This window comes from Phytoactinopolyspora endophytica, from assembly GCF_004138495.1.
GTDB lineage: Bacteria > Actinomycetota > Actinomycetes > Jiangellales > Jiangellaceae > Phytoactinopolyspora > Phytoactinopolyspora endophytica.
Map to the genome: position 1 here is coordinate 250,327 of NZ_ML142849.1, position 11,804 is coordinate 262,130.

Sequence of the window (11,804 nt, forward strand, 5' to 3'; positions counted from 1 at the left end):
GATCTCGTCGCCACCCTCACCGAGCTGACCGTGCGTACCGTCGCCGAGGCGCTGCGGAAGGAAGAGGCGGACACCGTGGTGGTCTCCGGGGGTGGCAGCAGCAACCCGGTCATCATGTCCGGGCTGCGACGTGCCCTGCCGCAGACCCGAGTACTGCTCTCCGACGAACTGGGGGCGCCCACGGGCGACAAGGAGGCGATCGCGTTCGCGCTGATCGGCTGGTGCAGCGCGCATGGCCTGCCGGGCACGGTACCCGGCGGTACCGGCGCGACCGCACCGCGGATCCTGGGGACGTTCACCCCCGGATCCACCCCGCTACAGCTGCCCACGCCCCGGACGCACCCGCCCACGTCGCTCCGCCTGCGCGTGGGTGTGGGAGCCGGCACGTGACCGCGGCACACGACGCCGCGCTGGCGAGCGCCACCGAGCGCATCCTCAACCCGCCGGCCGGTACCACGTGGACGGCGCCGGCCGGTGCCGTCGTCGCGGTCCGGACGCCCCACGCGACGTTCATCCATGCCGCGGGTGACCGCGTCCCGGCCACCGCCGACCGTCCGGCCACGCCGATGACGACGTCCACCGTGCACGACCTGGCGTCGGTGACCAAGGCGGTGACCACTACGGCGATCATGCGGCTGGTATCGGACGGGACGGTCGGGCTCGACGACGACGTCCGCGAGTACGTGCCGGCCTTCGCGCATCCGGCGACCGTCCGGCAGCTCCTGCTGCACCGCGCCGGCCTGTGGGAGTGGTGGCCGCTCTACGTGACGGCGCGTGATCGTGCGGCCGCCCACGCGGAACTGGACTCGCTGCCTGCGCGGTACCCGGCGGATTCCGGACGGCACTACTCCGATCTCGGCTTCATGCTGCTCGGCCGGGTGGTGGAGGCGGCGTCCGGAACCGGCCTGCCCGACGCCGTCGACCGGTTGGTCGCCTCGCCGATGGGTCTCACCTCGCTAGGGTTCGGCCCGCGCGAGGACGCCGACATCGCGGCGAGTTCCTACGGCGATGTCACGGAGCGGCGCATGCTGGCCACATCCCAGCCGTACCCGGTGCCGTACACCGACGCCGACATGGACCGCTGGCGGGACGGCCTGGTGGTCGGTGCCGCCGGTGACTGCAACACGCACCATGCGCTGGAAGGCGTCAGCGGACACGCGGGCCTGTTCGCCGCGGTGCCGGACCTGTTGACGTTCGCGCATGCGCTGTCCACCGGCGAGCACGGCCTGGCGAGCCGTGAGGTCACGGACGTGTTCTTCGCCGACGGCCCGGATCAAGGTCAGGCTCTGGGCTGGCGGACACAGACGCTGCGCATCGACGGCGACCGCCACGCCTTCCTGTACCACCCCGGCTTCACCGGCACCACCGTCGGCTTCGTGCCCGGCCGCGGCGTCGCCGTCGTCGTCGCGACCAACCGGCTGGTCACCGAGGGCGAGCCGGCGCCGAACGACGAACTGCTGCAGATCGTCGCGGGCGCGCTCGCCGCTCCCGGAACTTCGAACTCCGCGAGGTACGCATGACGTCTACTCCCCTGCTGTCCATCCGCGACCTGTCGGTCTCGTTCGCCGGTCCATCCGGTGAGGTCGCGGCGGTGCGGCATGTCGACATCGATCTGGACGCGGGCCAGACGCTCGCAGTCGTCGGAGAGTCCGGCTCAGGCAAGACCACGACGGCCGCGGCGATCAATCGCCTGCTGCCCGCGAACGGCCGGATCACCTCAGGCTCCATCATGTTCGGCGGCCGCGACCTCGCCGCGGCCGGTGAGCGGGAGCTGCTGACCGTCCGCGGATCCCAGATCGGTCTGATCCCGCAGGACCCCATGTCCAATCTCAACCCGATGCAGCGCATCGGGACCCAGATCGCGGAGGCTCTCGAGGTCCACGGCCGCACGTCCGGCAAAGAGACGGACCGGAGGGTGGTCGAGCTGCTCGACATGGTGGGAATCGCCGACGCGGGCAGGCGGGCTCAGCAGCATCCGCACGAGTTCTCCGGTGGCATGCGCCAGCGCGTCCTCATCGCGATGGGCCTCGCCTGCGAGCCGGAGCTGCTCATCGCGGACGAGCCGACCTCGGCGCTCGACGTGACCGTGCAGCGCAAGATCCTCGACCAGCTTGACCAGCTCACCGAGCAGATGGGCACATCGGTCTTCCTCATCACGCACGACCTCGGGCTGGCGGCCGAACGGGCGGACACCATCGTGGTGATGTATCGCGGAGAGATCGTGGAGTCCGGCGAGGCGCGGGAGATCCTGGAGAACCCACAGCACGAGTACACGCAGACACTCATCGCCGCCGCACCGAGCCTCTCCTCTCGCCGGCTCGTCACGGCCGGCGCCACGACCGGGCCGGCCGCTGAGCACTCCCCCGCCACCACGGCGGAGAACCACCTCGTCGAGGTGACCGAGCTGACCAAGGAGTTCGACATCCGGGCGGGACGTACCGGCCGGCGGCGACGGTTCACCGCCGTCGACTCGGTGAGCTTCGCGGTTCCGCGCGGTCAGACGGTGTCAATAGTCGGCGAGTCCGGGTCCGGCAAGTCGACCACGGCCAACATGATGCTCGGCCTGGAAGACGTGACGTCCGGCTCCATCAGGTTCGACGGCGCCGAGCTGGTGGGCCTCGGCCGCCGCGAGATCCTGGCGTTCCGCCGGCGCGTCCAGCCGGTCTTCCAGAACCCGTACTCCTCGCTCGACCCGCGCTACACGGTGCGCAGGTCCATCGCCGAGCCGCTGCAGGTCCACGGAATCGGCGACTCCAGCAGCCGGAACACCCGGGTCGAGGAGCTGCTCGACCAGGTGGCGCTGCCCGCCGCCGTGGCCGAACGGTTCCCGCACGAGCTCAGCGGTGGTCAGCTGCAGCGGGTCGCGATCGCCCGGGCGCTAGGGCTCTCGCCCGACCTGGTGATCCTCGACGAGGCGGTGTCCGCCCTGGACGTCGTCGTGCAGAACCAGATCCTGGAACTCCTCGCCGGACTCCAGGAGCGGCTCGGTCTGAGCTACCTGCTCATCAGCCATGACCTCGCCGTCGTGCGGATGCTCTCACACCGGGTCAACGTGATGCGGGAGGGTCGCATCGTCGAGAGCGGCACCCCGGACGACATCTTCGAGACTCCACAGGATCCCTACACCCGCGAACTTCTGGCGGCGATCCCGGGCCGGCGCGCGGCATAGGACCGCGGAGACCCGGCCGGCACCGAAGTCAGCGGATCCTGGCGCCGTAGACGTGATCGACGTTCATCGCCATTAGCACCCTACGGTCGGACACCATCACGGCGCGGTACTCGTCCCAGTCCGGGTGCTCCCCCGCGGCACTGCGGTAGTAGTCCACCAGTGCCTCGACCTCGGGGCCGTGCGGGTCGGTTCCGGGCCCGGTGAGTGTGGCCGTGCCCTCGGCGGTCGCCCACGCCCAGCCGTCGGGGCTGGTGACTTCGAGCGCCGCTCGCGGGTCCCGGCGCAGGTTGGCCGTCTTGGCCAGTCCTTCGCGCATCGACACGTAGATGACACCGGCTTCCTGGTCGTAGAAGGGCGTGACGGGCGAGAGCTGCGGGCGGCCGTCGGACTTGATCGTCGCGAGCACACCGAGCGAGCTGTCCGCGAGCAGTGTGCGTGGGTTGAATGCTGTGGCAGTCATATCTGAGAACAAGTCACAACCGCATGCTGACTATTCCGTCTGGCCGGACGTGAGCCACCTACACCTCGGGACGCGCTTACTCCAGAGAGAACAGCGGCCCAGTGATGATCAAGCCGAGATCGTCGACGTGCGCGAAGAACGCGAAGAGCATGAGTGCCGCGCCGGCGAGCCCGAGGTCCTTCATGAACTGCACCATCTCGTTCTGCCGGGATTCGCCGTCCGACTCCTTCCAGAATGCGTGCATCAGGAATGCGGTGGGCACGAGGAACACGACCAGCAGCAGGGCACCGAGATCGGCCCAGATCCCCAGCAGGACCATGAGGCCGCCGACGATGAGCAGTGCCCCCGACACCGGAACGGCCACACCGGCTGCCGGGACTCCGCGGGACTGCGCGTAGCCGGTCATTGCTCTGGCACTAGACAAATGCGTCATGCCCGAGCCCAAAAAAACCATGACAAAAAGCACACGGCCGATGAGAACGACGACGTCCATGAAACACCTCCGATGAACCGTTCACCATGCCGGCATTTCGACACTTCAGGATAACAGGATGTCAACGCGCAGAAACGTGAAAGTGGGCTATGCGGCGGCGGTCATGCCGCACCGCCGGGACGTCGGGAGGCGTCACCCAGCGCCTGTGACCTGGAACTCGATGTCGAACTGACTGTCGGACTCGCAGTCGTGCTCCGTGACGACCTTCAGCCATACCTCATCGCTCTCCGCCGTGATCGGATCGGTGATGACCGTCTGGGCCTGCGTAGCGTCGTTGTAATCATGGTTCCTGCCCCACTCCGCCTGATCACCTTGATCAGTGAAAGAAGTCGTCAACCACACCGAGCCGCAGGTATCGGGGTCTTCGTGGCCCTCCATGAGCACTTCGCCGTGAATCTCGGAGCCGGGAGTGACCGCGAACCGGTAGAAGTTGGTCTCGTTGAGGAGCACCGTGTCCGTGTAGGTAGTGCCCGGCTGCGCGACCTCGGTGGCTCGCTGCGGGACCGGGGCTCCTTCGAGGTTGGTGCCGGACACGTCGACCCGGCGGCGTTCCCGTTCGGCGACATCTTCGAGGGTGTCTGCGAGCTCCGTGGCGGAGTCGACGTCGCGGAACTCGCCGCCACCGGCTTCGGCGATGCAGTCGAGCTCCTCACGGGCTTGCTCGTCCAAGCCCACCTCCTCGCGCCGGGGATCGTAAGCGCGAGCTCTCCCGACACAGCAGAGTGGGTGCCGCACGGCATTTGGACCCGCCGTCAGCTTGGTGATGACTCAGCGCCTCGTTTGTACCGCCGTCGGCTAGCGAATCGTACGTACGATCAACGCTACGATGGCGCCATGACCCAGCGGGAAGCTCTGCTCGCGGCGGCGAAGAAGTGCCTCGTCGACAAGGGCTACGGCGGCACGACGGCACGAGGCCTCGCCGCCGAGGCCAACGCCAACCTGGGGTCGATCGGGTATCACTTCGGCTCGAAGGACCGGCTGATGAACCTCGCCGCGATCGAGCTGAGCAGCGAGTGGGGCAATGCGCTCGAACAGGCCGCACGCGCGGCCGGGGGCGCGACACGGGCCGAACGGCTCCGTTCCCTGATGGCCGAGTTGCTGGCCATGATCCCCCAGTCGCAGGACATACAGTCAGCCAGTCTGCAAGCGCTCACGCAATCGAAGTTCGACGAAAAGCTGCGCGCCGAGATCGAGGCCGGTCATGCACATGCCCGCGCCGAGCTCGCCGCCGTCGTGCTCGGCCAGCCGCCCCCCGATCCGGATTCGCCCACCGCACGAGGGCTCGGCACCCTCCTCTACGCCCTGGTCATGGGCCTCGTCGCGCAAGCGGTCGTGGAGCCCGGGGCACTGCCCGATTCTGACCTTCTCGCCTCGGCGCTCGACACGCTCATGGAGAACGATCCGCCCTCCGCTCAGGCAGGGGATCGAAGCTGAGCGGCCAGCGGGCATAGGAACGGATCGATATCCTTGCTGCCGACCTGGTTCAGGTGCCGGACCACGATCCCCCACGACTCGAACAGTCCGGCCTCGGCATACGCGACGTCGCGCTCGGAGCAGAACTCTCGCACGATCGGCTGCGCCTTGCGCAGATTCGGACGTGGCATGCTCGGGAACAGGTGATGCTCGATCTGATAGTTGAGTCCGCCCATCGCCACGTCGATGAACCATCCACCCCGCGTGTTCCGGCTGGTCAGGACCTGACGGCGGAGGAAGTCCACGCTCATGTCCTTGGGGACCATCGGCATGCCCTTATGGTTCGGGGCGAACGTCGCACCCATGCTGAGCCCGAACACGGCCAGCTGGACGGCCAGGAACGCGCCTGCCACGCCTGGCGAGAGGAAGGAGAACAGCGCCACCGGATAGAGCGTGAGCCGGGTGATCAACAACGGAATCTCAACGGCGCGGTACTTGACCCTGCCGCCGCCGAGCACCGTTCGTAGACCGTTGACGTGCATATTCAGCCCGGCAAGCAGCAGGAGCGGGAAGAACAGCGTGCCCTGTCGTTTCACCCACCATCCGGAGAAGCCCTTCTGTGAGCGGCGATCCGTGGCCACGTCGCTGGTGAACACGAGGGCGGAGGCTTGCACGTCGGGATCCACGTCCACCCTGTTCGGGTTGGCGTGGTGCCGGCTGTGCTTCGACATCCACCAACCGTGGCTCAGTCCTACCACTATGTTTCCGAGCAGCAGCGCGGCCAGCTCGTTCCGCTTGCCCGACGCGAAGATCTGCCGGTGCGCCGCGTCGTGCCCGATAAAGGCCACCTGCGTCAGCGCCAGGCCCAGGGCGGCCGCGACAACCAATTGCCACCACGAGTCGCCCAACGCCAGGAACGCCGCCACGCACCCACCCAGCAGTGAGGCCAGCATCACCGCCCGCACCGCGTAGAACGTCCGTCTGCGCCGGAGCAGCCCGGCGGCACGGATCCGCTTGGCCAGCTCAGAGTAGTCGGTGACGTATCGATGCCGCGGCGCGTCACCTGCGGCAACGGCGCTTGTTGTGGTTCCGATGACAGTCATATTCGAATCATACGTACGTATGAATCATCTTTCAGGGGAACTAGCACCAATCGTTGGACTGGGGCTATCCCCACCCTTGAGGCGCACACCGCCCGAACTGGTGTGACCACGGGGTTGTCAAATCGGTGCCCGCGAGGCATGATCGCGGTCATCTGAAACAGGCGTACCCGGACACCGCGACCAAGAGCGAGGTTCGCATGGCCACGCAGAGCAGTTCCTCGGGTTCGAGAGAAGCGTTCGCCAGCAGGTTCACCTTCGTCGCCGCCGCGATCGGCATGGCGGTCGGCACCGGTAACATCTGGCGGTTCCCACGAGTAGCCGGTGAGCAGGGCGGCGGTGCCTTCCTCGTCGCGCTTGTCATCGCGAATCTCGTATGGGCCATTCCGATTCTCATGTCGGAGTCATTACTCGGATCGAAGTCGCGGCTCGGCACCGTCGGCGCGTTCCGCGACTTCATGGGCCGCAAGTTCGCCTGGATGGGCGCGTTCATGGGGCTGGTCACCATCGGCATCATGTTCTACTACTCGGTGGTCTGCGGATGGGCCATCCGCTACTTCGTGTACGCCATCACCGGACGCTTCGAGCGCGGCAGGGACACCGAAGGCCTGTGGGACGGTTTCACGTCGACGCCGTGGCAGACCATCCTGTTCCACGCCATCGCCATCGGTACCGTCGGCCTCATCGTCTATCGCGGCCTGAAGCGCGGATTCGAGGTCATCCTCAAGTACACGATCCCGTTGCTGTTCGTGTTCCTGGTGATACTCGCCGTCCGGGCGATGACCTTGTCGGGCTCGTCCGAAGGCTTGCGCTACCTGTTCGTGCCGGACTGGGGCTCCATGGGCGACGCACAGATGTGGCTGGAGGCCTTCACCCAGATGGCGTTCTCGACTGGTGCCGGCTGGGGCCTGTACCTCACCTACTCGGTATACCTGCGACGCCGCGAAGACTTCGCGCTGAACGCCGCCACGATATCGGCAGGCAACCTGCTCGCCTCGCTGCTGGCCGGCACCGCCGTGTTGGGCACCGTCTTCGCGCTACGCACGCAGGACTTCGCCGAGGAAGCCGCCGCGTCGGGCAACGAGGGACTGGCGTTCATCTTCTTCGCCGAGCTGTTCGGCGAGATGCCGGGCGGACGCTGGTTCTTCGCGCCGCTGTTCTTCCTGGCCCTGGCCATGGCCGGCGTCTCCAGCCTCATCGCGATGATGGAGCTGACCACCCGCAACGTCGAAGACATGGGGTTGCCGCGCCGACGCGCGGTGCCATGGATCGTCGGTGTCGCGTTCCTCGCCGGAATCCCGTCCGCGATCAGCCTGGATTTCCTGTCCAACCAGGACTTCGTGTGGGGCGTCGGTCTGTTGATCGGTGGCCTGCTCGCGGCCGTCGCCATGATGAAGTACGGCGTGAACCGAGCCCGGGAAGAGCTCGACGAGGTGAGCGACTTCCGCGTCACGTGGTGGTGGACCGGCCTGATCCGGATCTTCCCGCTCGTCTTCGCCGCTCTGTTCGGCTGGTGGATGTGGCGCACCGTCGACGAGTTCGCCCCGGACACCTGGTGGGACCCGTTCGAACCGTTCAGTCTGATGACGATGTTGGCCCAGTGGGTGGCCCTGTTCATCGTCGTGTACGTGCTGAACAACGTACTCGCCCGGCAGGTCAGCGCAGGGCCGATGACGCCCGGCGATATTGGCACGGTCGAGCCCGAGAAGTGAGGAGCATCCCATGGACGTCGTCGTCTGGACGCTGATCTTTCTCGGCGGTGACCTACTCATCGTGATCTTCCTGATGTCGTGGGCAGTCAAGAAGGACCGGGAGAAGGCACGGCTGGCGGCGAGCGGGGAGACCGGGGCGGACAGGGCGGACGACGGCCCATAGGGCGGTGATCTGCTCTCAGGCTGCCCTTGCGGCATCTATCTCACGTGCGTCATGTCGGCGGTGGCCGTTCCATAACGCGCCAGTTCTACCGGAGGTACGCACCAGGTGAGCAACGAGTTGCCCTGTCTCGTCCCCTGTCATAGGTGTTCGGCAGCGCGCTAACCTGCCGGTTCCCGAAATCGATTGGATGCGCGGAACCGAGGGGAACCATACGGCGCTGGGTTGAGGACGACCGGTCTCAAATGATCCTTCCGGAAGCTGTCAGGTCGGCGTACCCTTCCGTGGCATCGGATTTTGGGGCTTTGTCGATTGGGGGGTGCAATGAGAACAGAACGCCCGTCGAGGCTGCGCCGGATGAGTGCGATTGGCGTCGCCATTGGGGTAACAGCCGGGTCGGCCATGAGTGGTATGGCGCTCGCACATGACCCGAACGGAATCGACCCAGACGCTCTCGCTTTGGAGATCGTGTACTCGCAAGGCGACGGAATCGAGACCCTGCCCGTGGCCAAAGGGCCGTTCCCGGACACCGAGAACATGCAGTTCCTGGGCCAGATCGCCCCGGAGGCTATGGGCGCTCTTCCGATTCCTGGCGCCTTCGCCGAAACGACGGCCAAGGGCATATTGAACGATATCTGGGGTTGGACTTCACCGGCAGGCGAGGAGTATGCGCTGGTGGGAAACACAGGCGGCATGGCAGTCGTCCGCGTCACCGACCCTGGCAACCCCGAGTTCCTCGGCAGCCTCGAAAGCCAGGCGCCGGGCGACATCGGCAATCTCTGGGGCGACGTGGGCGTCTTCGGCAACTACGCCTACTTCACGTCGGAGATCGCCGGTTCCGAGATCGAGGTGGTGGACTTGTCGGTCCTCGACGGCCTGGAGCCTGCGCCGTCGTCCGATACGGTCCTGCCCGCACCGACCTCCAGGTTCTCCACCGGTGGTTACATGGGGGCTCACAACATCCAGGTCAACGAGGAGACCGGCTTCGCATATGTGGCCGGTGTCCATCTCGAGGACGGAGCCGCGAACAACGCCTGCGGCGCCGACGAGCCAGCACGGTTCAACACGTTGATCTACGATCTCAACACCGATCCCACGAACCCCGATGTAGCAGCGTGCCTGGACAACATCGGGGAGCACGACTTCTACCCGATCGTCTACGACGGGCCGGACGAGAGGTTCCAGGGACGCGAGATCGTGTTCGTGTTCGACGGCCGCGACCGCACTCTGCCGGCCGGCGAGCGCATCGGCGGTTTCACCGAGATCTGGGACGCGACCGACAAAGACAACATCGACGTGCTCGCCCGCTTCCGCACTCCGGGAATGGTGTTCTCGCATCAAGGGTGGACAACCGAAGAGCAGGACTTCCTGTTCATCAACGATGAGCTCGACGAGCTGGTCAACGCGGGTTGGTCGTTCACGGACTTCTTTGCCCAGCCGGTCGACGATCCCACCAACAAGCCGGCGACCGGTACCTACATCATCGACGTCCGGGAACTGGACAACCCGGTCTTCGTCGAGCGGTTCGAGCACGACACCGTGAGTATTGACCACAACTTCATCGTCAAGGACGACAAGCTCTACCAGGCCAACTACACATCCGGAACCCGGGTGCTCCAGATCGAACGCGATGAGGCCGGCATGGTCAGCCTGAGCGAGTTCGGCCACATGGACACCGAGCCACGACTACAGAAGAACATCCTCAATCTCAATCAGGAGGACAAGTTCGGCACGGCGTTCCTCGGGCAGTGGGGCATCTTCCCGCTCTTCGACAGCGGCACCATCGTCGCGAGCGACCGGAACAACGGCCTGATCGTCATGCGACTGAGCGACGCGCCATGCAAGGGAATCAAGTGCAGCAAGTGAACGTGACACGTCTCTAGCCCGACCGACCGCCGTGGGGTGCCGCTAGCCGAGCATCCCGCGGCGGTTCGCCCGTCGCCAGCACAACGAGAGCAGCAGGAGTCGAACGCGCATCACGGGCGCGTTGAGGACGTCGGCTGACTCCAAGTCTCGCGCACTGTGCGGCGAATCGCACCGGCCTGACGGAGCTGAACGACCATGCCGACGGCCGCCAGGACCAAACCACCCACGTACCATAGTGAGTGCTCGCCGGCGGTCGCCTCGGCATCGAGCACGTTGTCGGATTCGACGACGTCGAACATCAGCATCAACCCGGCGATCACCACGCTGGCGCCCGCGAGCGCGCTGATGACGATCAACAGCAACTGGGGAAGATTGGTGACGATGGCAATGCCGGCAAGAGCCACCCCGCACAAGGCCCCGATCAGCAGCAAGCCCCATGGTTCGGCCACACCTAAAGCGGAGGCAAGCGCGCCACCGAGCACGAAACCCATCGAGGCCATCGCCAAGATAATGCTGACAGCGAAGAACAGGTAGGCGAGAGCGGCGAACAGCAAAGCGACGAGGACACCGACGATCCAGCCGAGGGCGGTGTCGAGGTATCCCTCATCGGTGAGCCTATCGACCAGACCAGCCCCCACTGCGAAACCGGCGAACGCTCCCCAGATCGCCAGCAGGAGGCGCATCGCCCACTGTCCACGCAGACACAGGAAAGCGCCGATTGCGACGGCCAATAGGCCCAGGACGGTATCTGTCATCGCTACTGCCCTCCGTTCTCTAGCCGAGCATGCCGCGGCGGTAGGCCTCCCCGACTGCCGCGGCCCGGTCCCGCACGCCCAGCTTGTCGTAGATGTGCTGCAGGTGGGTCTTGATGCTCGCCTCGCTGATGAACAGGCGAGAGGCCGCCTCACGATTGGACGCTCCGTCGGCGACCAACTCCAGAACTTCGAACTCCCGGTCGCTGAGACTGAGACCTGACGGCTTGCGCACCTGACCCATGAGCTTGCCGACGACGGACGGCGCCAGCACCGACTCGCCACGGTGAGCCGCGCGGACGGCACGTAGCAGCTCGTCAGCCGGAGCGTCCTTCAGGAGGTACCCGGTCGCGCCCGCCTCGATGGCGGGCAACACGTCACTGTCGCTGTCGAAGGTGGTGAGCACGAGAACACGAATACCCGGTGACCTCCGCTGCAACTCGGCGATCGCCTGGACGCCGTCCATCTGCGGCATCCGTAAGTCCATGAGCACCACGTCGACGTCCTGGCCGATGGCCCGGTCGACGGCCTCGCGGCCGTCGGCGGCCTGGCCGGCAACCTCGATGTCCGCCTCCGCGGCCAACGCTCCACGTAGTCCGTCGCGGACGATCGGATGGTCGTCGACGATCAGCACCCGGATCATGTCACCCCGTTCCTTCACGACACCGTGATCGCTGGG

General features: G+C 66.2%; 13 protein-coding genes. 7 read left to right on the forward strand and 6 right to left on the reverse strand.

Going from position 1 to position 11,804, the window contains the following annotated elements:
* The 3 genes from ELR45_RS36380 to ELR45_RS01115 all read left to right on the forward strand — a co-directional run.
* A partial coding sequence (locus ELR45_RS36380; protein WP_205855655.1) for an anhydro-N-acetylmuramic acid kinase occupies positions 1 to 390 on the forward strand: 390 nt, incomplete at its 5' end.
* Positions 387 to 1,520, forward strand: a complete 1,134-nt coding sequence (locus ELR45_RS01110) for a serine hydrolase domain-containing protein (RefSeq protein WP_165367354.1) — start codon at positions 387 to 389, stop codon at positions 1,518 to 1,520. The genes ELR45_RS36380 and ELR45_RS01110, both read left to right, overlap by 4 nt.
* A complete protein-coding gene (locus ELR45_RS01115) occupies positions 1,517 to 3,169 on the forward strand; it encodes a dipeptide ABC transporter ATP-binding protein (RefSeq protein WP_129662747.1) in 1,653 nt (550 codons plus the stop codon). The genes ELR45_RS01110 and ELR45_RS01115 overlap by 4 nt, the downstream gene beginning before the upstream one ends.
* A gap of 28 nt (positions 3,170 to 3,197) precedes the next feature.
* On the opposite strand, the gene ELR45_RS01120 is transcribed toward ELR45_RS01115, so the two are convergent.
* The 3 genes from ELR45_RS01120 to ELR45_RS01130 form a co-directional block, all read right to left on the reverse strand.
* Positions 3,198 to 3,629, reverse strand: coding sequence for a PPOX class F420-dependent oxidoreductase (locus ELR45_RS01120; RefSeq protein ID WP_129662749.1), 432 nt, complete (start codon positions 3,627 to 3,629; stop codon positions 3,198 to 3,200).
* A gap of 76 nt (positions 3,630 to 3,705) precedes the next feature.
* Positions 3,706 to 4,122 carry a DoxX family protein gene (locus ELR45_RS01125; protein WP_129662751.1) on the reverse strand — a complete coding sequence of 139 codons (417 nt, stop codon included), beginning with the start codon at positions 4,120 to 4,122 and terminating at the stop codon, positions 3,706 to 3,708.
* Positions 4,123 to 4,254: 132 nt separating this feature from the next.
* Positions 4,255 to 4,791: a hypothetical protein gene (locus tag ELR45_RS01130; RefSeq protein ID WP_129662753.1), complete on the reverse strand. Its 537-nt coding sequence runs from the start codon at positions 4,789 to 4,791 to the stop codon at positions 4,255 to 4,257.
* Between the two features lie 165 nt (positions 4,792 to 4,956).
* On the opposite strand from ELR45_RS01130, the gene ELR45_RS01135 reads away from it, so the two are divergent.
* Positions 4,957 to 5,556: a TetR/AcrR family transcriptional regulator gene (locus ELR45_RS01135; protein WP_129662755.1), complete on the forward strand. Its 600-nt coding sequence runs from the start codon at positions 4,957 to 4,959 to the stop codon at positions 5,554 to 5,556.
* On the opposite strand, the gene ELR45_RS01140 is transcribed toward ELR45_RS01135, so the two are convergent.
* Positions 5,535 to 6,638 (reverse strand): fatty acid desaturase family protein, encoded by a 1,104-nt coding sequence (locus ELR45_RS01140; protein WP_129662757.1) that lies wholly within the window; start codon positions 6,636 to 6,638, stop codon positions 5,535 to 5,537. The genes ELR45_RS01135 and ELR45_RS01140 overlap by 22 nt on opposite strands.
* Before the next feature lie 197 nt (positions 6,639 to 6,835).
* On the opposite strand from ELR45_RS01140, the gene ELR45_RS01145 reads away from it, so the two are divergent.
* The 3 genes from ELR45_RS01145 (at position 6,836) to ELR45_RS01150 (ending at position 10,373) form a co-directional block, all read left to right on the forward strand.
* Positions 6,836 to 8,347 (forward strand): sodium-dependent transporter, encoded by a 1,512-nt coding sequence (locus ELR45_RS01145; protein ID WP_129662759.1) that lies wholly within the window; start codon positions 6,836 to 6,838, stop codon positions 8,345 to 8,347.
* A gap of 10 nt (positions 8,348 to 8,357) precedes the next feature.
* Positions 8,358 to 8,510 carry a hypothetical protein gene (locus tag ELR45_RS34325; RefSeq protein ID WP_165367355.1) on the forward strand — a complete coding sequence of 51 codons (153 nt, stop codon included), beginning with the start codon at positions 8,358 to 8,360 and terminating at the stop codon, positions 8,508 to 8,510.
* A gap of 408 nt (positions 8,511 to 8,918) precedes the next feature.
* Positions 8,919 to 10,373: a choice-of-anchor B family protein gene (locus ELR45_RS01150; protein WP_165367356.1), complete on the forward strand. Its 1,455-nt coding sequence runs from the start codon at positions 8,919 to 8,921 to the stop codon at positions 10,371 to 10,373.
* 110 nt (positions 10,374 to 10,483) lie between these two features.
* Here the strand turns inward: ELR45_RS01150 and ELR45_RS01155 are convergent, their stop codons facing one another.
* Positions 10,484 to 11,128, reverse strand: coding sequence for a TM7S3/TM198-like domain-containing protein (locus tag ELR45_RS01155; RefSeq protein ID WP_129662763.1), 645 nt, complete (start codon positions 11,126 to 11,128; stop codon positions 10,484 to 10,486).
* A gap of 19 nt (positions 11,129 to 11,147) precedes the next feature.
* Positions 11,148 to 11,768 carry a response regulator transcription factor gene (locus ELR45_RS01160; protein ID WP_129663398.1) on the reverse strand — a complete coding sequence of 207 codons (621 nt, stop codon included), beginning with the start codon at positions 11,766 to 11,768 and terminating at the stop codon, positions 11,148 to 11,150.
* Positions 11,769 to 11,804: the final 36 nt, after the last annotated feature.

What these genes read in the sequence shown, in the direction of transcription:
- ELR45_RS01115 (WP_129662747.1), top strand. Translation starts at nt 1,517, where the DNA reads ATGACGTCTACTCCCCTGCTGTCCATCCGCGACCTGTCGGTCTCGTTC.
- ELR45_RS01120 (WP_129662749.1), bottom strand. Translation starts at nt 3,629, where the DNA reads ATGACTGCCACAGCATTCAACCCACGCACACTGCTCGCGGACAGCTCG.
- ELR45_RS01125 (WP_129662751.1), bottom strand. Translation starts at nt 4,122, where the DNA reads ATGGACGTCGTCGTTCTCATCGGCCGTGTGCTTTTTGTCATGGTTTTT.
- ELR45_RS01135 (WP_129662755.1), top strand. Translation starts at nt 4,957, where the DNA reads ATGACCCAGCGGGAAGCTCTGCTCGCGGCGGCGAAGAAGTGCCTCGTC.
- ELR45_RS01140 (WP_129662757.1), bottom strand. Translation starts at nt 6,638, where the DNA reads ATGACTGTCATCGGAACCACAACAAGCGCCGTTGCCGCAGGTGACGCG.
- ELR45_RS01145 (WP_129662759.1), top strand. Translation starts at nt 6,836, where the DNA reads ATGGCCACGCAGAGCAGTTCCTCGGGTTCGAGAGAAGCGTTCGCCAGC.
- ELR45_RS34325 (WP_165367355.1), top strand. Translation starts at nt 8,358, where the DNA reads ATGGACGTCGTCGTCTGGACGCTGATCTTTCTCGGCGGTGACCTACTC.
- ELR45_RS01150 (WP_165367356.1), top strand. Translation starts at nt 8,919, where the DNA reads ATGGCGCTCGCACATGACCCGAACGGAATCGACCCAGACGCTCTCGCT.
- ELR45_RS01155 (WP_129662763.1), bottom strand. Translation starts at nt 11,128, where the DNA reads ATGACAGATACCGTCCTGGGCCTATTGGCCGTCGCAATCGGCGCTTTC.
- ELR45_RS01160 (WP_129663398.1), bottom strand. Translation starts at nt 11,768, where the DNA reads ATGATCCGGGTGCTGATCGTCGACGACCATCCGATCGTCCGCGACGGA.